Here is a 22,887-nt window from a genome sequence, read left to right as displayed (position 1 = left end):
CCACCATGAAATGGATACGCTGCACCCACGACGGCCAGACGTTCTACGGCATCCTCGACGACGACCGCGTCACGCCGGTGCGCGGCGACCCGTTCAACGGCCATGAAAGGCGCAACGAATCGCTGCGCCTGGCCGACGTGCGGATCGAGGTGCCGGTGATCCCGCCGACCTTCTATTGCGTCGGCCTGAACTACGTCCAGCACATCGGCACCGAGGGCAAGAACATCCCCGCCCAGCCCGACGTCGGCTACCGCGCCAACAACGCGCTGCGGGCGCACGGGCAGGACGTGCTGATGCCGGCCGACGCCACCCGCGTGCACTACGAGGGCGAGCTGGTGGTGGTCATCGGCAAGCGCATGAAGCACGTGCGGCCCGACGAGGTGCGCGCCGGCATCCTCGGCTACACCATCGGCAACGACGTCAGCGCGCGCGATTGGCAGGCGTCCGACCGCACCTTCTGGCGCTCCAAGAACACCGATACCTTCAAGCCGATGGGCCCCTGGATCGAGACCGATCCGGACCTGGCGCGCATGGAGACGGTGGTCAGCGTCAACGGCCGCGAGAGCACCCGCTTCGGCACCGCCGACATGCTGTTCGGCGTCGACACCTTCATCAGCACGATGAGCCGCTATCTCACCCTGCAGCCCGGCGACATTCTCTGGATGGGCACCGACGGCCATTCGCCGGACCTGCGCGACGGCGACGTGGTCGACGTGACGCTGACCGGGCTGGGCACGCTGAGCAACCGCTTCGTGCGGCTGCCGGACTGATCCCGGGCGGGCCGCTCCAGGTGGCAATACCCGGACGCCCGCTCAAGCCGCGGGAAACTGGCGCTCGACCAGCGCCAGCGCCTTCTCCTGCAACGGCGAACGGTCCTCGTCCGGCCAGATCACCTGGCTGACCGAGCGCGCCTGGTGCTCGAAGGCGATGAAGCGCGTGCCCGCCAGGCCGCTGCGCGACAGGCAGGACGGCACGATCGACACGCCCAGTCCCTGCGACACCAGCGAGGCCACGCTCAGCCAGTGGCGCACCTCGTGGCGGATCACGGGCATGAAGCCCGCCCCCACGCACAGCGACAGCACGGTCTCGTAATAGCTGGGCGAGGCGGCGCGGGCGAAGAACACGAAGTCGTCGGCGGCCAGCTCCGCCAATGCCAGCGACGGCCGTCCGGCCAGCGGATGGCTCTGCGGCAGGCACACCACGAACGGCTCGGCCAGCAGGTCGCGCGCGGCCACGCCGGCCGGCACCGGGTTGGCGTGGATGAAGCCCAGGTCCTGCTCGCCGCGCCGCACCGCCTCGATCTGGTCGTGCGAATTCAGCTCGGTCAGCACGTGTTCCACGTCCGGCAGCTCCGCCCGCATCGACGCCAGCAGCGCCGGCAGGCCGCGATACAGCATCGAGCCCACGAAGCCGATGCGCAGGCGGCCGCGCAGGCCGGCGTCGACCCGCTGCACCAGCATGCGCACGTCCTCGGCCTGGCGCAGCAGCGTCAGGGCCTCGCGGTACAGCACCTGGCCGGCGGCGGTCAGCTCGACATGGCGGCTGGTGCGCGCCAGCAGGCGCGCGCCGACGTTGTCCTCGAGCTGGCGGATGGCGTAGCTCAGGGGCGGCTGGGAAATGTGCAGGCGCGCGGCGGCGCGGCTGAAGTGGCGCTCTTCGGCCACGGCGATGAAATAGCGCAGCAGGCGCGGATCCAGGTCCATCGGTCTCCTCCCTGGGCGGGCCTGGCGGCGGCGCCCGAGATCCATATTTTTATTGGATAGGTCTACACCAAAACGGTATTTGTATAGATTAATCCATCATCGCACCATGCCGGAAACTCCCTTTTTGCGCAGGATGCCGCCATGGATACCCCCGCCCAGTCCCCCGCCACCCCCAGCGCCACCGCCACACCCATCCCCGACGCGCGCGGCCTGAACCTGTTCCGCGCCGATCCCTACGCCGCGCCGCTGGCCCGGCGCTACCTGCCGCCGGCGCTGCACGCGCACCTGCTGCCGCATCTGGACCGCCTGGGCGAACTGGCGGGAGGCCTGATGGACGAACTGGCGGCCACCGCCGACAAGCATCCGCCCACCCTGTCGGTGCGCAGCCGCGCCGGCGCCGATGAGTCGCGCATCGACAAGCATCCGGCCTATGTCGAACTGGAACGCCTGGCCTACAGCGAATTCGGCCTGGCGGCGCTGTCGCATCGCGGCGGCGTGCTGGGCTGGCCCGAGCCGATGCCGGCCGCCGCCAAGTACGCGCTCAGCCACCTGTTCGTGCAGGCCGAGTTCGGCCTGTGCTGCCCGGTCAGCATGACCGATTCGCTGGCGCGCACGCTGCGCAAGTTCGGCGACCCGGCGCTGGTCGAACGGGTGCTGCCGCAGGTCACCAGCCAGGATTTCGACGCGCTGCGCCAGGGCGCCATGTTCATGACCGAACAGGGCGCCGGCTCGGACGTCAGCGCCACCGAGGTCACGGCCGAGCGCCAGGACGACGGCAGCTGGCGCATCCACGGCGACAAGTGGTTCTGCTCCAACCCCGACGCCGGCTTCGCCATGGTGCTGGCGCGCAGCGAAAGCGAGCCCGGCCTGAAGGGCGTGTCGCTGTTCCTGCTGCCGCGCGACCTGGCCGACGGCACGCACAACCACTACCGCATCCTGCGCCTCAAGGACAAGCTCGGCACCCGCTCCATGGCCAGCGGCGAGATCCGCCTGGAAGGCGCGGTGGCCTGGCTGGTGGGCGAGCGCGGCAAGGGCTTCAAGCACATGGCCGACATGATCAACAACTCGCGCCTGTCCAACGGCATGCGCGCGGCCGGCCTGATGCGCCGCGCCGTCACCGAGGCCACCTACGTCTCGCAGCACCGCCGCGCGTTCGGCAAGCGCCTGATCGACATGCCGCTGATGCAGCGCCAGCTGGTGAAGATGACCGTGTGGGCCGAGCAGGCCCGCAGCGTCATGTTCCAGACCGCCCGCGCGCTGGCCGACGCCGACCAGGGCCAGGGCGACCCCGCGCTGGCGCGCATCCTGACGCCGCTGATCAAGTTCCGCGCCTGCCGCGATGCGCGCAAGGTCACCGGCGACGCCATGGAAGTGCGCGGCGGCTGCGGCTACATCGAGGAATGGACCGAGCCGCGCCTGGTGCGCGACGCGCACCTGGGCTCGATCTGGGAAGGCACCAGCAACATCGTGGCGCTGGACGTGCTGCGCGCCATCAAGAAGGAAGGTTCGCTGCCCGCGCTGCGCCGCCATATCGACCAGTTGCTGGCCGAAGGCCTGCCCTGCGTGCCCGCGCTCGCCGCCACCCAGGCCGATGCGCTGGAACGGACCTATGCGCTGGCCGAACACGCCGCGCAGGGCGACCACGCCGAACTGGCGCGCCAGGCCGCGTCGCTGCTGTACCACGCGGTGTCGATGGCAGCGCTGCGCTGGGAGGCGGCCGGCGACGGCCTGGCCAGCCGCGCCCTGCTGGCCGACCAGGTGCTGCGGCATCGCCTGGCGCCACGCGATCCCTACGCGATTCCCCCCGACGAAAGCGCCGCCAGCCGCGGCATCCTGCAACACGCGCTGTAGCCTGGCGCATCACGACGCCGGCGGCACAGCCGGCGCGCCCCCACTGGAGACAACCATGAAACGCCTGTTCACCCCCTTGCTGCTGGCGCTCGCCGCCATCGCCGCCGTGCCGCCCGCGCTGGCGGCCGACGCCTATCCGTCGCGCCCCGTCACGCTGGTGGTGCCGTTCCCCCCCGGCGGCCCGACCGACGCGCTGGCGCGCCGCCTGGCCGAAAAGCTCAAGCAGCCGCTGGGCCAGACCGTCATCGTCGAGAATCGCGCCGGCGCCGGCGGCAACATCGGCTCCGAATACGTGGCCGCCGCCAAGCCGGACGGCTACACCGTCCTGTTCGGCACCTCGGGGCCGCTGGCCATCAACGTCAGCCTGTACAAGAACCAGGGCTACAACCCCGAGACCAGCTTCGCGCCCATCATCCGCATCGGCCACCTGCCCAACATCCTGGTGGTGAACCCGTCGGTGCCGGCCAACAACGCGCAGGAGCTGATCGCCTACGCCAAGAAGAATCCGGACAAACTCAGCTACGCCTCGTCCGGCAACGGCGCGTCGTCGCACCTGGCCGGCATCCTGTTCAACCAGATGGCCGGCACCCGCATCATGCACATCCCGTACAAGGGCACCGGCCCTGCGCTCAACGACCTGCTGGGCGGCCAGGTGTCGATGTCGTTCACCGACATCCTGACGGCGCTGCCGTACATCAAGGCCGGCAAGCTGCGCGCCATCGGCCTGGCCAGCGCGCAGCGCTCGGACGCGCTGCCCGACCTGCCGACGCTGTCCGAACAGGGCCTGCCGGGCTACGACGTCAGCGTGTTCTTCGGCATCGTCGCGCCCAAGGCCACGCCGCCCGAGACCGTGGCCAAGCTGAACCAGGCATTCCAGGCCGCGCTGTCCGATCCCGCGATCGAACAGACCCTGCACAACCAGGGCATCGTGCGCGCCCAGGACCAGACGCCGCAGGGGCTGTCTTCCTTCATCACGACCGAAGTGCCCAAGTGGCGCACGCTCATCAAGAGCGCCAACGTTTCCATCGACTGACCGCAGAGGCTTCATGGCTCCCAAGCTCCCCGACGCCGGCGCCCTCGCCGGCTGCAAAGTGATCGACCTGTCGCGCGTGCTGGGCGGTCCGTACTGCACCCAGATCCTGGCCGACCACGGCGCCGACGTGCTCAAGATCGAGCCGCCCGGCGGCGACGAGACGCGCGGCTGGGGCCCGCCGTTCCTGGGCGATACGGCGTCGTACTTCGTCGGCGTCAACCGCAACAAGCGCGGCATGACGCTGGACCTGTCGCAGGCGGCGGGCCAGGAGCTGCTGCGCCACCTGCTGGCCGACGCCGACGTGCTGGTCGAGAACTTCAAGCCCGGCACGCTGGAGAAGTGGGGCCTGGGCTACGACACCCTGAGCGAACGCTTCCCGAAACTGATCCACTGCCGCGTCAGCGGCTTCGGCGCCGACGGCCCGCTGGGCGGCCTGCCCGGCTACGACGCCTGCGCGCAGGCCATGTGCGGGCTGATGAGCGTGAACGGCGAAGCCGACGGCGACGCCACCCGCGTGGGGCTGCCGGTGGTCGACATGGTGACGGGCCTGAACGCGGCGGTGGCGATCCTGCTGGCATTGAACGAGCGCGCGCGCAGCGGGCTGGGCCAGTTCCTCGACATCACGCTGTACGACTGCGCGCTGTCGCTGCTGCATCCGCACGCGCCCAACTATTTCTACAGCGGCAAGACCCCGGGCCGCAGCGGCAACGCGCATCCGAACATCGCGCCCTACGAGACCCTGCCCACGGCCAGCGGCCCGATCTTCCTGGCGGTCGGCAACAACCGCCAGTTCGCGCAGCTGGCGCAGGTGCTGGAGGCGCCGGCGCTGGCCACGGACCCGCGTTATGCCGCCAACGCCGACCGGCTGGCGCACCGCCAGGCCTTGCGCGACGAGCTGACCGCCCTGCTCGCGCATCACGAGGCGGCGGCGCTGGCCGACCGCCTGCTGCGCGCCGGCGTGCCGGCCGCGGCCGTGCAGACCGTGGACCAGGCGCTGGCGCACCCGCACACGCGCCATCGCGGCATGGTGCTGGAACAGGGCGACTACCGCGGCGTCGGCTCGCCGATCAAGCTGTCGCGCACGCCCGCCACGCTGCGCCGCCTGCCGCCCGACCTGGCGCCGACGGAACCCTGACGCGCCCTGCGCGATCGCGATCCACGCCCGCCTCGAAGCGGGCGTTTCTCTTCGCGACGCCTGGCACTGCTGGCGATTCGCTCCGCCGCGATCGCGCCGCGCATGTATCGTGCCCAGCCACACGCGCTTGCATGGTTTTCATGCGCAGACAATTGGTTGCATCACTGTTGCATCGCACCGCGCAAGGCCGTTTTAGACTTTTCTCCGTCACCTCGGACCCGCCAGCAACGGCCGGTCCCGGCGTTGCCCTGACGCGACTCCCCCAAATCGAAAGAGAACAAGGAGAAAGACGATGGCCACGAACGATGCCCCGGACGCCGCGCAGCAAAGCGCACCGCTCAAGCGGGTGATGGGTCCCAAGCTGTTGTTGCTGTTCATCGTCGGCGACATCCTCGGCACCGGCGTCTACGCCCTGACCGGGCAGGTCGCCAAGGAAGTCGGCGGCGCGGCCTGGCTGCCGTTCCTGGTGGCCTTCGGCGTGGCGCTGCTGACCGCGCTGTCGTACCTGGAACTGGTCACCAAGTATCCGAAAGCGGCGGGCGCCGCGCTCTACGTGCACAAGGCGTTCGGCGTGCACTTCCTGACCTTCATCGTCTGCTTCACCGTGATGTGCTCGGGCCTGACCTCGGCCGCGACCGCGTCGCAGGCCTTCGCGGCCAACCTGTTCGCGGCCTTCGGCATCGAGGCCGACAAGGCCTGGATCACCGCTGGCGCGCTGGGTTTCATGGCGCTGGTGATGCTGGTGAACCTGCGCGGCGCATCCGAGAGCGTGCGCGCCAACGTGGTGCTGACCCTGATCGAACTGTCGGGCCTGCTGATGGTGATCCTGCTGGGCTTCTACGCCATGTCGGAAGGCCAGGCCGATTTCTCGCGCGTCATCGCCTTCGACACGCCGGAGGACAAGAGCGTGTTCCTGGCCGTCACCTCGGCCACGGCGCTGGCGTTCTTCGCCATGGTCGGCTTCGAGGACTCGGTCAACATGGCCGAGGAGACCCACAACCCGAGCCGCATCTTTCCCAAGGTGATGCTGACCGGCCTGGGGCTGACGGCGGTGATCTACGTGCTGGTGTCGATCTGCGCGGTGGCGCTGGTGCCGGTGGGCGAACTGGCCAGCAGCAGCACGCCGCTGGTGCTGGTGGTCAAGCGCGCCGCGCCCGGCCTGCCGGTGGAATACATCATGCCGGTGATCTCGATGTTCGCCGTGGCCAACTCGGCGCTGATCAACATGATGATGGCCAGCCGCCTGCTGTACGGCATGTCGCGCCAGGGCGTGCTGCCGGCCTTCCTGGCGCACGTGCATCGCCGCAACCAGACGCCGTGGACGGCCATCCTGTTCACCACCGCGCTGGCCTTCGGCCTGATCATCCTGGTGGCGCTGGCCGACTCCGAGGCCATCCGCGCGCTGGGCGGCACCACCGCCCTGCTGCTGCTGGGCGTGTTCGCCTTCGTCAACGTCGCGGTGCTGGTGCTGCGCCGCGACCAGGTCGAGCACGAGCATTTCCGCATCAACCGCATCGTGCCGTGGCTGGGCGCGGCCGCCTGCCTGTTCCTGGTGACGCCGCTGACCGGCCGCGACGTGATCCAGTACCAGGTGGCCGGCTGGCTACTGCTGCTCGGCGTGGTGATGTGGGGCGTGACCTACCTGGCGCGCAGCCGCGAGGACAAGATGCGGCTGGATCCGTCGGCGCTGGAGTAAGGCCTTCAACCGCCTTGCGCCAACCCCTCGCGGCGCGGGTCGACCCCGCCCTGCAGGCCATCGGCGTCGATCACGATGCCATGGATGCCGCTGGGAAAGTCCGTGATCTTCACCGGATGCCCCATGCGCTCCAGGGCCGGCGCCAGCGCCTCCAGCGCGGTGCCCTTCTCCAGCTCGGTTTCCTTGTTGCGGCTGCCCATATTCGGCAGGGCCGCCGCGGCCTGGATGTCGAGCTTCCAGTCCAGCACCGCCACGATGGTCTTGGCGACGTAATTGATGATGGCGCTGCCGCCCGGCGAGCCCACCAGCAGGTAGGGCTTGCCATCGCGCAGCACGATCATCGGCGCCATCGCGCTGCGCGGGCGCTTGCCGGGTTCGACGCGATTGGCCACCAGCCGCCCTTCCGGATCCTTGAACGACGACGAGAAATCGGTCATCTCGTTGTTCAGCAGGAAACCGCGCACGAAGATCTTGCTGCCGAATTCGTTCTCGATGGTGGTGGTCATCGACAGCGCGTTGCCGTCCGCGTCCGCCGCCACCAGGTGGCTGGTGGACGGTTGCTCCAGGGCGTTGTCGCGCCCCAGCGACAGCAGCTTGCCTTCGGGGTCGCCGGGCAGCGCCACCTTCATGCTGCGGTCGGGCTGGATCAATGCGCCGCGCGCCCGCAGGTAGGCCGGGTCCAGCATCGCGCGCACCGGCACGCGGACAAAGTCGGGATCGGCCACGTAGAAATCGCGGTCGGCGAAGGCCAGCCGGCCGGCCTCGGCGAAATAGTGCACCGCCTCGACGCTGCCGGGCGCATAGCGGCCCATGGGGTACTGCTCCAGCTCGCCGAGCATCTGCAGCACGGCGATCGGGCCGCTGCTGGGCGGGCCCATACCGCACAGCTCATAGCCGCGATAGGCGCCGCAGACCGGGTCGCGCTGGCGCGCCTGGTAGCCCGCCAGGTCGGCCAGCGCCAGGTCGCCGGGCTTGGGGTGCGCGTGCACCGCCGCCACGATGTCGCGGGCGATATCGCCCTGGTAGAAGGCGTCCGCGCCGCCCTGCGCCACCGCCCGCAAGGTGGCCGCGAAGGCTGGATTCTTCAGCACGTGGCCGACCGGCCAGGCGCTGCCGTCGGGCGCGTAGAAATAGGCCGCGGCGGCCGGCTGGCGCGGCAATTCCTTGTTGCCCGCCAGCAGCTTGTGCAGGCGCGGCGAGACCGCGAAGCCCTGCTCGGCCAGCCGGATGGCGGGCTGGAACAGGTCGGCCCACGGCAGCTTGCCCTGCCGCTTGTGCGCCATTTCCAGGCCGCGCAACAGGCCCGGCACGCCCACCGCCATGCCGTTGTTGACCGCCTGCGCGAACGGCAGCGGCTTGCCATCGGCATCCAGGAAGCGGTCGGGCCGGGCCGCGGCGGGCGCCGTTTCGCGGCTGTCGTAGGTGACGATGGCGCGGTCCTTGGCCGAGTACACCACCATGAAGGCGCCGCCGCCGATGCCCGAGGATTGCGGTTCGACCAAGTTCAGCACCAGCTGCGTGGCGATGGCGGCGTCCACCACGCTGCCGCCGCGCTTGAGCATTTCGTCGCCGGCCGCGGTCGCCAGCGGATTGGCCGCCACCATCATGTAGTGCGGCGCGCGCACCAGCGTGCGCGCCTGGCTGCCGCTGGCGGCTTCCGGGTTCAGGTCCTCGGCCGCGGTCGGCGTGCGGGCCCAGGCGGACGGCGCCGCCGCCAGCGCGGCGGCGAGCAGGAGAGCGGCGGTGGAACGGCGCACGCGCATGAGACGAACTCCAGGATGGCGCCGGACGGCCGGCATGGACGTCCATGATAGACAAGACCCGCGCCGCTGTCGCAGCGCCCCCGGCGCGCCGTAGAATGCGGGATTGCGCCGATCGACCCTTTGCCCCATGCGCTTGCGCCACATCGAGATCTTCGAAGCGATCCGCCGTACCGGTTCCCTGACCCAGGCCGCGGCGGCGCTGCACATCACCCAGCCCGCCGCCAGCAAGCTGCTGGCCAGCGCCGAGGCCCAGCTGGGCTTCAAGCTGTTCGAGCGCGTCAAGGGCCGCCTGGTGGCCACGCGCGAGGCCGACATCCTGACGCCCGAAGTGGCGCGCCTGAACCAGGACCTCGACAGCGTGCGCCGGCTGGCCGCCAGCCTGCGCGACCGGCCCCACGCGCACCTGCGGCTGGGGTGCGCCCCGGCGCTCGGCCTGGGCCTGCTGCCGGGCGTGGTGCGCGACAGCCGCGCGGCCCAGCCCGGCCTGACCTTCGACATCCACACGCACCACAGTACCGAGCTGGTGCGCGGCATGCTGACGCGCGAACTCGACCTGGCCGTGACCTTCGACACCCGCGACACGCCGGGCCTGGAGCGCATCGAGCTGGGCCACACCGAACTGGTGCACCTGGGCCGCGGCCCAGGCGGCGACGACGGCCCGCTGGCGCTGGCCGACATCGCCGGTGACGCATTGATCCTGCTGGACGCCAGCGACGCCTCCGGCGCGCTGCTTCAGATGGCGCTGGATGCGCAGGGCCTGGACCCTCACGCCGCCGTGCGCGTGCAGACCCATTACGTGGCCTGCGCGCTGGCCCAGGCCGGCGCGGGCGACGCCATCGTCGATGCCATCACGGCCCAGGCCATGCTGCGCCCCGACATGCGCCTGCGGCGGCTGTCGCCGGCCCTGCGCGTGCCGATCAGCGTGCTGGCGCGCAGCCAGGACCCGCTGTCGGCGCTGCACCACGACCTGATCGACCGGCTGCGCGCGGCCTGCGGCGCCAGCCAGGCGGCGCTGGGCGCGTAGCGGGCGCGGCTCACGCAGCCTTCGCCGCCGGGATGCGGCGACCATGAAAAAGGGCGCCCCAGGGCGCCCTTCGCGTGGCAGGCGGCGGGCCGGAGCCCGCGCCATCAGATCATCAGTCCAGCTTGATGTTCTGCTTCTTCACGACGTCCTTCGCCCAGTCGTACTGTTCCTTGATTTCCTTGGCGAACTCTTCCGGCGTGTTGCCCGAAGGAGCCGAGCCCTGGTCGTCCAGCGCCTTGATGACCTTGGGGTCCTTCAGGGCCACGACGGCGGCGTCGCGCAGCTTGTTGACGACGTCCATCGGGGTGCCCTTGGGCGCCAGCAGGCCGTACCAGACCGGCTGGTTCAGCACCGGGAAGCCGGCTTCCTTGAAGTTCGGCACGCCCTTGAGCGAGGCGATGTTGTCAGGCCAGGCGATGGCCATGGCGTTCAGCTTGCCGGCCTGGATCTGCGGCATCGAGGACGGCAGGTTGTCGAAGATGATTTCGATCTGGCCGCCAACGGCGTCGGCCACGGCCGGGCCCGAACCCTTGTAGGGCACGTGCACGATGTCGGTGCCGGTGGCCATCTTGAACGATTCGCCCATCAGGTGCAGCACGCCGCACGTGCCCGAGCTGCCGTACGAGTACTTGCCGGGGTTCTTCTTCAGTTCCTCGACGAAGCCCTTGAAGTCCTTGGCCGGGAACTTGGGGTTCACGGCGACCACGTTGGCGGTGTTGGCGAAGTTGGTGACGGCCTGGAAATCCTTGATCGGATCGTAGGGCAGGTCGTTGGGGCGGCACGCCGGGTTGACGGCCATCGTCGAGACGGTGGCGATCGACAGCGTGTAGCCGTCCGGCGCGGCGCGCGCGGCTTCGGCCGCGCCAATGGCGCCACCGGCGCCGCCCTTGTTTTCAACGACCATCGGCTGGCCCAGTTCCTGGCTCATGCGCTGCGTCACGAGGCGCGCGATGATGTCGGTGGAGCCGCCGGGCGCGAACGGGACGATGACGCGGATCGGCTTGTTGGGGTACTTGTCGGCGGCATGCGCGGCCGACGCACCGATGGTGCCGACGGCCAGCGCGATGGCGACCGCGAGGGAGCGAACTTTAGTCATTAGTGTGTTTCCTCCAAGTGTGCGAGCCCGTATGTGAACGGACCGTTTTGTGGCGCACCCGTCTGTAGACAGGCAAGCAGTTAACGGTGGGGGCGCATCGCTTAGTATGCAGGGCAGAAAGCCGTGCTGTTTTGAGTTGCTTGTGGCACACGCGCCCGCCAGAATGACGGAGAATAGCAGCAAATGCTTACGATCGCATAGCGAGCCGATCCCCGGCCGGCGCGCTCGAAAAACACTCCTTCTCCATGTCGGTCGCACTGCTGGTTTTCCCTGATTTCATGCTGGTCGCGCTGGGTTGGGCGCTGCGCCACAAACTGAATTTCTCGCGCGAGTTCTTCGCCGGCGCCGAGCGCCTGGTGTACTTCGTGCTGTTCCCCGCACTGCTGTTCCAGTCCATCCTGCGCACGCCGATCAGCGCGGGCAATGCCGCAATACTGTTGCAGGCGACGGCGGCGGTGATCATCTCCGGCGTGGCGCTGTCGTGGCTGGCGGGCCTCGCGCTGAAGCCCTCCTCGCTTGGACTGGCGTCCTCGGCGCAATGCGGCTTCCGCTTCAACACGTATATCGGACTGGCCCTATCGGCCAGCCTGGGCGGCGCGCAGGGGCAGACGGTGATGGCGCTGATCATCGGGTTCGCGGTGCCGATGGCGAACGTGGCGGCGGTGTACGGGCTGGCGCGCCACAACGGCGGCAACCTGCTGCGCGAGCTGGCGCGCAATCCGCTGGTGGTGTCGACGCTGGCGGGGCTGGCGTGCAATCTCGCGGGGCTGCAGTTGCCGGGGCCGGTGGACACGGTGCTGGCGCGGCTGGGCGCGGCGGCGATCGCGCTGGGGATTCTCTGCGTGGGGGCCAGCCTGTCGTGGGAAGGCGGCAAGGGTTATGGCGGCTTGATCGCGTGGATGCTGGCGGTGAAGCTGGTGGCGTTGCCGCTGGTGGCGCTGGGCGTGGCCAGGTTGCTGGGGCTGGCGCCGATGGAGGCGCGGATGCTGTTGCTGTTCGCGGCGTTGCCGACGGCTTCGGCGGCTTATGTGTTGGCGATGCGGATGGGGGGAGATGGGAGGATGGTGGCTGTGCTCATTTCCTTGGGGACGTTGTTTTCTGCTTTGACGATTCCGGGGTGGTTGTTGCTGACGGGGAACGTTTAGCGGGTTTCTGTCTGGGTCGGTTTTGCGGTGTTTTTTTCTTCGTAGGTCGCCCCTCGCGGCGGCGTCGGGCGGAGCGAGCGCCCACGATTGCGGTCCGGAGCGTTCGCTCCGGACTGCCCCGTCGTCATCTTCGTCCAGGCCTTCGGCCTTCCCTTCAGATTCCCTCGGGCGCATCGAGGTTGCTCGCTCCGCCCGACGCCGCCGCGAGGGGCTGCGCGGTTTGAGAAATGTTGCGCTGCCAGGCCTAGGGACAGGGACGGGGTTTGCGTTGCCCGCCAGGGCCGGCCGCGCGGGCGGCCGGTCCTGGCATACGCTGTTGTGGGCGTCGAGGCTCTGTGCGCTGCGCGCTTGCGCAGGTGGAGGCGATAGCGGCGATCAGGGCATGGGGCGGCTTCGGGGCACATCCTTGTGGGGGGAGCGATGATTGGCGGCGCGCGGCAGCGCGGTCAAGCCGCATGAAAAAAAGCCGCCCTTTCGGGGCGGCTTTTGCTTGGCGGCGTCGGGGTTACTTGCCGGCGTTGGTCATGCTGCCGGGGACGACCCATTCGGCGAATTGGGCTTCGGTGACGTAGCCCAGGGCCAGGGCGGATTCCTTCAGGGACAGGCCTTCCTTGTGCGCCTTCTTGGCGATCTGGGCGGCCTTGTCGTAGCCGATGTGGGGGTTCAGGGCGGTGACCAGCATCAGGGAGCGGTCGACCAGTTCGGCGATGCGTTCGCGGTTGGGCTCGATGCCGGCGGCGCAGTGTTGGTCGAAGCTGGCCATGCCGTCGGTCAGGAGGCGCACCGACTGCAGGAAGTTGTGGATCACCAGGGGCTTGTAGACGTTCAGTTCGAAATTGCCGCTGGCGCCGCCGATGTTGATGGCGACGTCGTTGCCCATGACCTGCGCGGCCAGCATGGTGATGGCTTCGCACTGGGTCGGGTTGACCTTGCCCGGCATGATGGAGCTGCCGGGTTCGTTTTCGGGGATGCTGATCTCGCCCAGGCCGGAACGCGGGCCGCTGGACAGCCAGCGCACGTCGTTGGCGATCTTCATGAGGCCGGCGGCGAGCGACTTGAGGGCGCCGTGGGCGAACAGCAGGGCTTCGTGCGAGGCCAGGGCCTGGAACTTGTTGGGCGCGGAGACGAACGCGGTTTCGGTGGCGTGGGCCAGTTCGGCCGAGACCTTGGCGGAAAACTGCGGGTGGGCGTTCAGGCCGGTGCCGACGGCGGTGCCGCCGATGGCGAGCTGGTGCAGGCCCGGCAGCGTGGCGCGGATCTGCTGTTCGGCCAGGTCGAGCTGGGCGACGTAGCCGGACAGTTCCTGGCCCAGCGTCAGCGGGGTCGCGTCCTGCAGGTGGGTGCGGCCGATCTTGACGATGTCGTAGAACTCGGCGCTCTTGGCGGCGAAGGTGGCGCGCAGGGTCTTCAGGACCGGCAGCAGGTGGTGCTCGACCTGGACGGCGGCGGCCACGTGCATGGCGGTGGGGAAGGTATCGTTGGACGACTGGCCGCGGTTGACGTGGTCGTTGGGGTGCACCTTGCGTTCTTCGCCGCGCACGCCGCCCAGGAGTTCCGAGGCGCGGTTGGCCAGCACCTCGTTCATGTTCATGTTGCTCTGCGTGCCCGAGCCGGTCTGCCACACGGACAGCGGGAATTCGTTGGGCCACTTGCCGGCGATGACTTCATCGGCGGCGCGAATGATGCCGTCGGCGATCTTGGGATCGAGCTCGCCCAGGTCGGCGTTGACCTTGGCGGCCGCGCGCTTCAGGCGCGCCATCGCGATGACCAGCGGCTCGGGCATCTTTTCGGTGGAGATCGCGAAAAAATGCAGCGAACGCTGCGTCTGCGCGCCCCAGAGGTGATCCTCGGGGACTTCGATGGGGCCAAAGGTGTCTTTTTCGATGCGGGTCTTCATGGCGCTTACTGCTCCGTGGCGGCGTCCGTCGCGGCCCGTGGCGTGGCGCCAGGCCGGACTTATTTGAGAATAGCAATCACTTATAAGATTAGCAGAAACCCGAATTCCTATAATTGCGTTCAATCCGTGTTCCCATCCTGACTTTTTACCACTCGCCTCCCGACCCGCGCCATGTCCGCCCCCCTCAGCAGCCTGACCCTGCACCTGCCCGACGAAGCCGCCACGGAAGCGCTGGCGCGCCAGCTCGCCCCCCTTGTCTCCGGCCGCGAAACCGGGCTGGCGGGCGCATGTATCCATCTTCAGGGGGACCTGGGGGCAGGAAAAACGGCCTTCTCCAGGGCATTGTTGCGGGAATGCGGCATCACAGGCCGAATCAAGAGTCCAAGCTACGCGCTGCTTGAATCCTATAAAGTTTCTAACTTATACTTCTATCACCTTGATTTTTATAGATTTAGTGATTCGCGCGAATGGTTGGACGCCGGATTCCGGGATTTGCTGCGTGAGGATGCGGTCGTTTTGATTGAATGGCCGGAACGGGCCGAGGGCCTGTTGCCCCCTCCCGACCTGCAGATTTCCCTGGCGTATGCCGGCCAAGGACGCGATGTCACGCTGAACGCGCACACCGCTCGAGGACAAACATGGTTGAACGCGATTGTCCCCCCGCCCGACACGGCGCCCTCCCCGCGGCAGGCGCCACCCGACGTCGCCTGATCAGCGTCGCCGCCACCCTGCTCGTCCTGCCGGTGGTACCGCGGCTGGCGCAGGCCGCCACCATCCTGGCCGTGCGTACCTGGCCGGCCGACGAATACACCCGCGTCACGCTGGAACTGGACAGCGAGCTCAAGGCCGAACAGTTCACCCTGGAAAATCCCCACCGCCTGGTGGTCGATATCGAGGGACTGACCCTGAGCGCCGCGCTCAATGACCTGGTGTCCAAGGTCCGCCCCGACGATCCCTACATCCAGAGCCTGCGCGTGGCGCAGAACCGCCCGAACGTGGTGCGGCTGGTGTTCGATCTGAAGCAGGCCGTGGCGCCGCAGGTGTTCACGCTCAAGCCGGTGGCCGACTACCAGTACCGCCTGGTGCTGGACCTGTATCCCAAGATCGCGCAGGACCCGCTGGTCGCCATCCTGAACAAGAGCGGTCCCGACGCCGACGATCCGCTGGCGCGCATCCTCGAAGACATCCAGCGCAATCCGGCCACCCGCGCCGACCCGCCCGAGCCGCCGCGCGTGCGCGGCCAGCAGCCGGCCGCGCCGCTGCCGGTGCCGAAGTCGCCGCCCGCCAGCGCCGGGCGCGGCAAGCAGCGCATGCTGACCATCGCGCTGGATCCCGGCCATGGCGGCGAGGATCCGGGCGCCATCGGCGGCAGCGGCCTGCGTGAAAAAGACGTGGTGCTGCGCATCGCGCGGCGCCTGAAGGCGCTGATCGACAGCCAGCCCTACATGCGCGCCTACCTGACGCGCGACGACGACTTCTTCGTGCCGCTGCACGTGCGCGTGCAGAAGGCGCGCCGGGTCCATGCCGACCTGTTCGTGTCGATCCACGCCGACGCCTGGATCAAGCCTTCGGCCAACGGCTCGTCGGTGTTCGCGCTGTCGCAGCGTGGCGCCACCAGCGCCCAGGCGCGCTGGATGGCCGACAAGGAAAACGCGGCCGACCTGATCGGCGGCGTCAACCTGGGCAGCCACGACCGACAGGTGGCCAAGGTGCTGCTGGACCTGTCCACCACCGCGCAGATCAACGACTCGCTCAAGGTCGGCAACGCCTTCCTGGACGAGATCAAGAAGATCAACCGGCTGCACAAGAACAGCGTCGAGCAGGCCGGCTTCGCCGTGCTGAAGGCGCCGGACATTCCGTCGGTGCTGGTGGAAACCGCCTTCATCAGCAACCCGCAGGAAGAGGCGCTGCTCAAGACCACGGCGCACCAGGAAAAGCTGGCGCAGGCCATGCTGACCGGCATCCAGCGTTATTTCACGGCCAACCCGCCGCTGGCGCGGCTGGGCGACGTCAGCTGAGACCTCGCCGGAAACACCAAGGGCCATGCACGCGCATGGCCCTTTTCTTTTGAGGCGATCGTTCATCAATATCCACGGACGATTTTCCATCGCCTCGCCCGCGGACGGCGGTTTCAAAACGGCGCGGTTATCCGCGTCTCGGGTTACAGAATCCTATATGCGGCCAAGCGCCCGATTTGCCCCCGGGTTTTCAGACGAATCCATGCAGATATCGAAGGACGCCCCGGGTAGATTAGCGGCCATCGTTTTGGAAAGAGTCATGGCCGCCACCCCGCCCCGCGTTCCCGCGCAACCCTGTATTTGTCATGCAGGGGTTCGGGAACATGAAATGCACGAAAATATCGCTGGCAACAGCCCTTTTGTTATCCACGACCGCCTACGGTCAGAGCGCGTCGACTGAAACCGCGCCCGGCGAGGTCAGGAATGACGCGCATGGCGGCGTGAAAGTCTTTTCACCCATCACCGTCACCACCATCAAGCCGGAAGACGTCACCACGCAGTCCATTTCGGCCGAGGAGTTGAAGCGGATCGGTGGAAACAACTTTGGCACCATCATGCGCTACCAGCCGCTGATCAGCGCGTCAGGCGTGAACAGTGGCTCCGGCAACGGCAAATCCGGTTTTGACCGTGGCGGTTACAGCAGCTACAACATCCGGGGCCTGGATGGCAACCGCGTGGCGCTGGACGTGAACGGCATTCCCTTGCCGGATGCCACCGGGCGCAGTTACGCGGTCTCCACCGGCGAAGATACCTTTGGCATCGGCCGCGACTACATCGACCCCTATCTGTACGGCCAGGTGGACATCACCTCCGGCTCGGCTCGCCAGAACACCGTCAAGAACGTGGTCGGCGGCGCCGTGTCATTCATCAGCAAGTCACCGGACAGCTATCTCAAGGACAATAAAAGCAGCTATCTGGAATACACCGGCGAGTTCGACACGGCTGACCATGGCTGGCACAACGGCGTGACCACCGCGTTCGGCAATGAGGGCGCCAGGGTATTGTTCGCCTACAGCCGACGCGATGGCAGGCAGACGCAGAACAACAGCGGCACCCTGGATACCTACCCGATGCGCTGGAATTCCGATGCGGCGCTGATCAATGGCGTGGTCGATGTTGGCGGCAGCAACCGGCTCATCGGCACGCTGGATTTCTATCACAAGTCCAGCAGGGAAAGCGCGCCCATGTATAAAAAGCTGAACAGCCGCGCGCCCCACGAAAGCATTGTCGGCTCGAACAGCCAGAAGAATTCCACGCAACGCGATTCAATCAGCCTGGCGCATGTATTCACGCCAAGAGGCAACGGACTGATCGATACGATGGAGAGCAAGGTCTTCTATCAGCAAACGCGCGTTGGCGATGACACCTTTGCAGTTCAGGACACGGTCACTTCATCCAGGTCGTGGGGGACCGGGCTGGAGACGGAAAAGCCATTGGAGAATACCTCGACCTTCTCCAACCTGAACACCAAGACTTATGGCCTGCAAAGCGAAATCACCAAGGATTATGGCGTCCAGGCATTGAATTACGGCGTGAACTTCTCGATCACCGAGTTTTCCCGGCCGTTTGAACAGGTTGGCGAAAAATACCCAACCTTGCAGCCCCAGGGCAACAACAGAACCTACGATACGAACGTGTGGCTGAGCGACACCGTCACCCTCGGGGCGTTCTCGGTGATGCCGGGGCTGAAATACTCATGGCACACAATCAAACCGCAAGGCTTCGACGCGCCATCCGACGACAACGCGCTGGGCGGATTGACGCTGGCGGAAATCAACCAGATACACGGCAAGACGTTCAAGGACGGCAAGCTATTGCCGTCCTTGAACGTCATGTATGCATTCAAGCAGGGGTTCAACACCTATCTGCAATACAAACGCGGGGTTTCCTACCCCACCAGCAGTCAAATCGCCGGAATCTGGCTGCATCCCAAGGTTGGACGCGCGTCACCGGCCATGGTTGGCAATTCCGATTTGAAACCCGAAACCAGCAACCAGTTTGAGCTAGGGGTGGTCGGCGAGGCTGCCCGGGGCCTTACCGTGCGCGGCAACGTCTTCTACAACAGCTACGATAATTTCATCTATAACCGCAAGTATGCCTTGAGGGATTACAAGACAGGCGCAACGAAACCGGGTGTCGAAGGCCTGCTTGCCAAACTTCCCGCTTCGATTTCCAGCCTCACCATCGCGGAGAACCGCGACAAGGCCCACATTTATGGCGCCGAGCTGGTCACCAGGATCGATTATGGCGCCCTGCTCGGCGCGGCCAACGGACTGAGCAGCACGTTTGCCGTGGGATACAACCAGGGCAAATCCAAATCATCGTATTCGGGGGATGGCTGGGTCGAGCTGGACAGCGTGTTGCCAGTCAAGGCCATTGCATCATTGGCCTGGGACGACCCCCAGAACCGCTATGGCGCAAGCCTTACCGCCACCTTTGTCCAGGGCAAGCAAGCCGTCGATCCTGTCCGGCAGAATTTCCCGAACAACGGCAGCCTCACGTTCGAAGAGTATTCCGGGAAATACGAAAAGGATTACAAGCGCATCCCGGGCTACAGCATTTTCGACCTGGCGGCTTATTACAACGTGAAGAAGCACCTGACGCTGGCCATGGGCATCTACAACCTCACCAACCGCAAGTATTGGGATTACGCCAGCAACAAGAAACTGACCATGGCATCAGACCAGGACCAGCGCGATATCGCCCTGGGTGTCGCGCCTGGCAGGACCTACCAGTTAAGCGTCACCGCGATCTTCTGATCCTGTCCTTTTGCATTTCCGGCAGCGGCCGGGGCGCCCGCAGGCGCCCCTAGCCGCCCCGGCGCGCGCGCAGCAGCTTGAACAGCGCCGCGCCGACCACCGGCACCACGGCCGCGGCCAGGCCGATCAGGACGATAGTGTTCAGGTGTTCCTTCACCAGCGGGATATTGCCGAAGAAGTAACCCGCCGCCACCAGGCTCACCACCCACAGCAGCGCGCCCAGGATGTTGAACAGCTGGAAGCGCGACAGCGGCATGTCGGCCACGCCGGCCACGAACGGCGCGAACGTGCGCACCACCGGTATGAAGCGCGACATGACGATGGTCTTGCCGCCGTGTTTCTCGTAGAACGCATGCGTGCGCATCAGCGCGCCGCGATCCAGGAAGCGCAGGTTCATCGAGAACACGCGCGGCCCGATGTAGCGGCCGATGGCGTAGTTCACGCTGTTGCCGGTGATGGCGGCCACGATCAGCAGCGCCCCCAGCAGCACCGGGTCCAGGCTGCCCGTGGCGCCGAACGCGCCGGCGATGAACAGCAGCGAATCGCCCGGCAGGAACGGCAGCACCACCAGCCCGGTTTCCGCGAAAACGATCAGGAACAGCACCAGATAGACCCACACGCCGTACTGCTGGACCCAAACCCCGAGGGTCTGGTCGATGTGGAGCACCATTTGGAAAAATTCAAGCATCAATACGTCCCTGGAAGCGGAAGGCGGAATCAGGCAACGACTATAGCCGACCCTATCGAGAGGCTAAAATCATCCGTATAGCTACACCGGAACACCCCATGACAGAACGCCGCTCCATTCTTGCGCTGCCCGACCTGCTGATCAGCCAGATCGCCGCGGGCGAAGTGATCGAGAGACCCGCCTCGGTGCTCAAGGAAATCCTCGAGAACGCCATCGACGCCGGCGGGCGCGCGATCGAAGTGCGCCTGGAGGGCGGCGGCATTCGCCGCATCGCCGTGACCGACGACGGCGGCGGGATTCCGCCCGACGAGCTGCCGCTGGCGCTGGCGCGCCACGCCACCAGCAAGATCCGCAACCTGCACGAACTCGAATCGGTCGCCTCCATGGGGTTCCGCGGCGAGGCCCTGGCCTCGATCGCCTCGGTGGCGCAGGTGTCCATCATCTCGCGCACCCGCGACGGCGAGCACGCCTGGCAGATCCACGCCGGCAGCATGCAGGTCAGCCCCGCCTCGGGCCCGCCGGGCACCACCGTGGACGTGCGCCAGCTGTTCGACGCGGTGCCCGCGCGGCGCAAGTTCCTGCGCTCGGAAGCCACTGAATTCGGCCACTGCGTCGACGCCATGGAGCGCATCGCCCTGGCCCATCCGCAGATCGCCTTCCGCCTGTTCCACCACGACCGCGCGCAACGCCAATGGCTGCCGGCCGAGCCGCCGCAGCGCATCCGCGACGTGCTGGGCGCGGAGTTCGCCGAGCATGGCCTGCTGCTGTCGCACAGCGTCGGCACGGTCAGCCTGGCCGGCATGATCACCCGCCCCACCGCGGCCCGCGCCCGCGCCGACCGCCAGTACCTGTACGTCAACGGCCGCTACGTGCGCGACCGCACCGTCAGCCATGCGCTGCGCGCCGCCTATGCCGACGTGCTGCACGGCGATCGCCAGCCGGCCTACGTGCTGTTCCTGGACATCGACCCGGCCGCGGTCGACGTCAACGTGCACCCGGCCAAGCACGAAGTGCGCTTCCGCGACAGCGGCGCCGTGCACCGCTTCGTCAATCACGCGGTCAGCCAGACGCTGGCGCAGACCGGCGGATCGTCGGCGGTGGCGCCGGCCCCGGCAGCACGCGACGACGACGGCGGCTTCGAGACCGTGGCGCCGTCCGCGCCCGCGACGCCCGGCATCGGCCTGCCCGCGTCCGCGCCGGCCGACGCGTCCCCGGCCCGCCCCGGCTACACCGGCGCCAGCCCGGGCGCCGCGCCCGCCTATGGTCTGCGGCCCTCGCCGACGCCGCAACGCCCGCACACGCAAGTGCCGTTCCGCCTGCACGCCGAGCCGGCCGGCATCCCCGCCGCCGACTGGCAATCGCTGTACCGCCCGCTGACCGAAGACACCGCCGCGCGCGTCGAGCCGCTGCGCGACGTGGCGGCGCTGGCCCCCCAGGCCACGCCCGCGCCGACGCTGCCGGCCGACGAGGAACACCCGCTCGGCATGGCGCTCGGCCAGCTGCACGGCATCTACATCCTGGCGCAGAACCGCCGCGGCATGGTGCTGGTGGACATGCACGCCGCCCACGAACGGGTGGTCTACGAACAGCTCAAGCAGGCGCTGGACGCGCGCAGCCTGCCGCGCCAGGACCTGCTGGTGCCCGTGGTGTTCCACGCCCAGGAAAAGGACGTGGCGGTGGTCGAGGAATTCGAGGAACAGCTGGAAGACCTCGGCTTCCAGATGCGCCCGTCCGGCCCCACCTCGATCGCGGTGCGCTCGGTGCCCGCCATCCTGGCGCGCGGCGACATCGAGACGCTGGCCCGCGCCGTGCTGCGCGACCTGGCCGGCGTGGGCGTGTCGCGCCTGTTGACCGAGCAGCGCAACGAATTGCTCTCCACCATGGCCTGCCACGGCTCGGTGCGCGCCAACCGCAAGCTCACCATCGAAGAGATGAACGGCCTGTTGCGGCAGATGGAAGCCACCGAGCGCGCCGACCAGTGCAACCACGGCCGGCCCACCTGGGTGCAGTGGTCGGTGTCCGACCTGGACAAGCTGTTCCTGCGCGGGCAATAGGTCTTGCCCGTGTCCGCCACCCCTCTCGTCATCTGCCTGGCCGGCCCCACCGCGGCCGGCAAGAGCGCATCCACCCTGGCGCTGGCCGAACGCTGGCCGCTGGAGATCGTCAACGTCGATTCCGCCACCATCTACCGGGGCATGGACATCGGCACCGCCAAGCCGTCAGTGGCCGAACAGGCCCTGGTGCCGCAGCACCTGCTCGACATCCTCGACCCGGCGCAGTCGTATTCGGCGGCCGAGTTCCGCGCCGACGCCCTGCGCCTGATCGGCGAGATCACCGCGCGCGGCCGCATTCCGCTGCTGGCCGGCGGCACCATGATGTACTACAAGGCGCTGCGCGACGGCCTGGACGACCTGCCGCAGGCCGACCCGGCCCTGCGCGCCGAACTGGAAGCGCGCGCCGCCCGCGACGGCTGGCCGGCGCTGCACGCCGAACTGGCGCGGCTCGACCCCGTCACCGCCGCGCGCCTGGCGCCCAACGACAGCCAGCGGATCCAGCGCGCGCTGGAGATCTGCCAGCTGTCGGGCCAGCCCATGTCGGCGCTGCTGGGCCGCCAGCGCGCCGCGGCCGGCGAGGCGGACAACCGCTACCTGACCATCAGCCTGGAACCCTCGGAGCGCGCCGCGCTGCACGCGCGCATCGAGCAACGCTTCGACGCGATGCTGGCCAATGGCCTGCTGGACGAGGTGCGCGGCCTGCACGCGCGCGCCGACCTGCACCCGGGCCTGCCGTCGGTGCGCTGCGTCGGCTACCGCCAGATGTGGGCCCATCTCGACGGCGAGATCAGCCTGGAGGAAGCCCGCGAACAGGGCATCGCCGCCACCCGCCAGCTGGCCAAGCGCCAGATCACCTGGCTGCGGGCCCAGCCCGAACGCGTCATCGTCGACTGCCTGGCGGCCGACGCGGTGGCGCAGACCATCGACGCGGTGGCGACCGCGCTGGCGGACGCGCCTTGACGCAAGGGGATGCCCGCCCGCGGGCCTGGCCTTTCGACACAGCGCCCCTAGACGGCGGGGCCTGA

17 protein-coding genes are annotated in these 22,887 nt (G+C 67.9%); 12 read left to right on the top strand and 5 right to left on the bottom strand.

All coding sequences use genetic code 11. The features are described 5' to 3' along the window. Positions 1-5 precede the first annotated feature (5 nt). The gene (locus tag AC1HFW_RS29365) at positions 6-770 is read left to right on the top strand and encodes a fumarylacetoacetate hydrolase family protein (RefSeq protein WP_198485514.1); all 765 of its coding nucleotides are present in this window, start codon (positions 6-8) and stop codon (positions 768-770) included. A 42-nt stretch (positions 771-812) separates the two neighbouring features. Here the strand turns inward: AC1HFW_RS29365 and AC1HFW_RS29360 are convergent, their stop codons facing one another. Further along, the gene (locus tag AC1HFW_RS29360; protein WP_116522664.1) at positions 813-1,703 is read right to left on the bottom strand and encodes a LysR family transcriptional regulator; all 891 of its coding nucleotides are present in this window, start codon (positions 1,701-1,703) and stop codon (positions 813-815) included. A 141-nt stretch (positions 1,704-1,844) separates the two neighbouring features. Here AC1HFW_RS29360 and AC1HFW_RS29355 point away from each other — a divergent pair, with 141 nt between their 5' ends. The 4 genes from AC1HFW_RS29355 to AC1HFW_RS29340 all read left to right on the top strand — a co-directional run bounded on the left by AC1HFW_RS29355 (position 1,845) and on the right by AC1HFW_RS29340 (position 7,418). Next, positions 1,845-3,554, top strand: a complete 1,710-nt coding sequence (locus tag AC1HFW_RS29355) for an acyl-CoA dehydrogenase family protein (protein WP_479286174.1) — start codon at positions 1,845-1,847, stop codon at positions 3,552-3,554. A 55-nt stretch (positions 3,555-3,609) separates the two neighbouring features. After that, positions 3,610-4,587, top strand: a complete 978-nt coding sequence (locus AC1HFW_RS29350; RefSeq protein WP_479286173.1) for a Bug family tripartite tricarboxylate transporter substrate binding protein — start codon at positions 3,610-3,612, stop codon at positions 4,585-4,587. A 13-nt stretch (positions 4,588-4,600) separates the two neighbouring features. Then, on the top strand, positions 4,601-5,722 hold the full coding sequence (locus AC1HFW_RS29345; RefSeq protein WP_006393072.1) for a CaiB/BaiF CoA transferase family protein: 1,122 nt from the start codon (positions 4,601-4,603) through the stop codon (positions 5,720-5,722). 292 nt (positions 5,723-6,014) lie between these two features. After that, the gene (locus tag AC1HFW_RS29340) at positions 6,015-7,418 is read left to right on the top strand and encodes an APC family permease (protein WP_479286171.1); all 1,404 of its coding nucleotides are present in this window, start codon (positions 6,015-6,017) and stop codon (positions 7,416-7,418) included. 5 nt (positions 7,419-7,423) lie between these two features. On the opposite strand, the gene ggt is transcribed toward AC1HFW_RS29340, so the two are convergent. Then, positions 7,424-9,181, bottom strand: a complete 1,758-nt coding sequence (gene ggt, locus AC1HFW_RS29335) for a gamma-glutamyltransferase (protein WP_479286169.1) — start codon at positions 9,179-9,181, stop codon at positions 7,424-7,426. A 127-nt stretch (positions 9,182-9,308) separates the two neighbouring features. On the opposite strand from ggt, the gene AC1HFW_RS29330 reads away from it, so the two are divergent. Next, positions 9,309-10,205: a LysR family transcriptional regulator gene (locus AC1HFW_RS29330; protein ID WP_479286167.1), complete on the top strand. Its 897-nt coding sequence runs from the start codon at positions 9,309-9,311 to the stop codon at positions 10,203-10,205. A 112-nt stretch (positions 10,206-10,317) separates the two neighbouring features. On the opposite strand, the gene AC1HFW_RS29325 is transcribed toward AC1HFW_RS29330, so the two are convergent. Beyond that, entirely contained in the window at positions 10,318-11,301 is a 984-nt protein-coding gene (locus tag AC1HFW_RS29325; protein ID WP_006393068.1) for a tripartite tricarboxylate transporter substrate binding protein BugE, read from the bottom strand. Positions 11,302-11,546: 245 nt separating this feature from the next. Here AC1HFW_RS29325 and AC1HFW_RS29320 point away from each other — a divergent pair, with 245 nt between their 5' ends. After that, a complete protein-coding gene (locus AC1HFW_RS29320) occupies positions 11,547-12,446 on the top strand; it encodes an AEC family transporter (RefSeq protein WP_104021615.1) in 900 nt (299 codons plus the stop codon). A gap of 505 nt (positions 12,447-12,951) precedes the next feature. Here the strand turns inward: AC1HFW_RS29320 and fumC are convergent. After that, a complete protein-coding gene (fumC, locus tag AC1HFW_RS29315; protein WP_006393066.1) occupies positions 12,952-14,343 on the bottom strand; it encodes a class II fumarate hydratase in 1,392 nt (463 codons plus the stop codon). A 171-nt stretch (positions 14,344-14,514) separates the two neighbouring features. On the opposite strand from fumC, the gene tsaE reads away from it, so the two are divergent. The 3 genes from tsaE to AC1HFW_RS29300 all read left to right on the top strand — a co-directional run bounded on the left by tsaE (position 14,515) and on the right by AC1HFW_RS29300 (position 19,120). Next, a complete protein-coding gene (gene tsaE / locus AC1HFW_RS29310) occupies positions 14,515-15,054 on the top strand; it encodes a tRNA (adenosine(37)-N6)-threonylcarbamoyltransferase complex ATPase subunit type 1 TsaE (protein WP_081105075.1) in 540 nt (179 codons plus the stop codon). Next, positions 14,982-16,361: an N-acetylmuramoyl-L-alanine amidase gene (locus tag AC1HFW_RS29305; RefSeq protein WP_006393064.1), complete on the top strand. Its 1,380-nt coding sequence runs from the start codon at positions 14,982-14,984 to the stop codon at positions 16,359-16,361. Before tsaE ends, AC1HFW_RS29305 begins: the two co-directional genes overlap by 73 nt. 323 nt (positions 16,362-16,684) lie before the next feature. Beyond that, positions 16,685-19,120, top strand: a complete 2,436-nt coding sequence (locus AC1HFW_RS29300; protein ID WP_479286163.1) for a TonB-dependent receptor domain-containing protein — start codon at positions 16,685-16,687, stop codon at positions 19,118-19,120. 49 nt (positions 19,121-19,169) lie between these two features. Here the strand turns inward: AC1HFW_RS29300 and AC1HFW_RS29295 are convergent, their stop codons facing one another. Further along, positions 19,170-19,808, bottom strand: a complete 639-nt coding sequence (locus AC1HFW_RS29295; protein WP_085943738.1) for a VTT domain-containing protein — start codon at positions 19,806-19,808, stop codon at positions 19,170-19,172. A 98-nt stretch (positions 19,809-19,906) separates the two neighbouring features. On the opposite strand from AC1HFW_RS29295, the gene mutL reads away from it, so the two are divergent. Beyond that, positions 19,907-21,862: a DNA mismatch repair endonuclease MutL gene (gene mutL / locus AC1HFW_RS29290; protein ID WP_479286161.1), complete on the top strand. Its 1,956-nt coding sequence runs from the start codon at positions 19,907-19,909 to the stop codon at positions 21,860-21,862. 9 nt (positions 21,863-21,871) lie between these two features. Further along, the gene (miaA, locus tag AC1HFW_RS29285; RefSeq protein WP_479286160.1) at positions 21,872-22,822 is read left to right on the top strand and encodes a tRNA (adenosine(37)-N6)-dimethylallyltransferase MiaA; all 951 of its coding nucleotides are present in this window, start codon (positions 21,872-21,874) and stop codon (positions 22,820-22,822) included. Positions 22,823-22,887 lie beyond the last annotated feature (65 nt).

The sequence above is a fragment of the Achromobacter sp. ISS7 genome (assembly GCF_056523125.1).
This window is presented reverse-complemented; position numbering and strand designations above follow the sequence as displayed.

What these genes read in the sequence shown, in the direction of transcription:
- AC1HFW_RS29355 (WP_479286174.1), top strand. Translation starts at nt 1,845, where the DNA reads ATGGATACCCCCGCCCAGTCCCCCGCCACCCCCAGCGCCACCGCCACA.
- AC1HFW_RS29320 (WP_104021615.1), top strand. Translation starts at nt 11,547, where the DNA reads ATGTCGGTCGCACTGCTGGTTTTCCCTGATTTCATGCTGGTCGCGCTG.
- AC1HFW_RS29330 (WP_479286167.1), top strand. Translation starts at nt 9,309, where the DNA reads ATGCGCTTGCGCCACATCGAGATCTTCGAAGCGATCCGCCGTACCGGT.
- AC1HFW_RS29295 (WP_085943738.1), bottom strand. Translation starts at nt 19,808, where the DNA reads ATGCTTGAATTTTTCCAAATGGTGCTCCACATCGACCAGACCCTCGGG.
- AC1HFW_RS29305 (WP_006393064.1), top strand. Translation starts at nt 14,982, where the DNA reads ATGGTTGAACGCGATTGTCCCCCCGCCCGACACGGCGCCCTCCCCGCG.
- tsaE (WP_081105075.1), top strand. Translation starts at nt 14,515, where the DNA reads ATGTCCGCCCCCCTCAGCAGCCTGACCCTGCACCTGCCCGACGAAGCC.
- mutL (WP_479286161.1), top strand. Translation starts at nt 19,907, where the DNA reads ATGACAGAACGCCGCTCCATTCTTGCGCTGCCCGACCTGCTGATCAGC.
- AC1HFW_RS29345 (WP_006393072.1), top strand. Translation starts at nt 4,601, where the DNA reads ATGGCTCCCAAGCTCCCCGACGCCGGCGCCCTCGCCGGCTGCAAAGTG.
- AC1HFW_RS29325 (WP_006393068.1), bottom strand. Translation starts at nt 11,301, where the DNA reads ATGACTAAAGTTCGCTCCCTCGCGGTCGCCATCGCGCTGGCCGTCGGC.
- AC1HFW_RS29365 (WP_198485514.1), top strand. Translation starts at nt 6, where the DNA reads ATGAAATGGATACGCTGCACCCACGACGGCCAGACGTTCTACGGCATC.
- AC1HFW_RS29350 (WP_479286173.1), top strand. Translation starts at nt 3,610, where the DNA reads ATGAAACGCCTGTTCACCCCCTTGCTGCTGGCGCTCGCCGCCATCGCC.
- AC1HFW_RS29300 (WP_479286163.1), top strand. Translation starts at nt 16,685, where the DNA reads ATGAAATGCACGAAAATATCGCTGGCAACAGCCCTTTTGTTATCCACG.
- AC1HFW_RS29340 (WP_479286171.1), top strand. Translation starts at nt 6,015, where the DNA reads ATGGCCACGAACGATGCCCCGGACGCCGCGCAGCAAAGCGCACCGCTC.
- ggt (WP_479286169.1), bottom strand. Translation starts at nt 9,181, where the DNA reads ATGCGCGTGCGCCGTTCCACCGCCGCTCTCCTGCTCGCCGCCGCGCTG.
- fumC (WP_006393066.1), bottom strand. Translation starts at nt 14,343, where the DNA reads ATGAAGACCCGCATCGAAAAAGACACCTTTGGCCCCATCGAAGTCCCC.
- AC1HFW_RS29360 (WP_116522664.1), bottom strand. Translation starts at nt 1,703, where the DNA reads ATGGACCTGGATCCGCGCCTGCTGCGCTATTTCATCGCCGTGGCCGAA.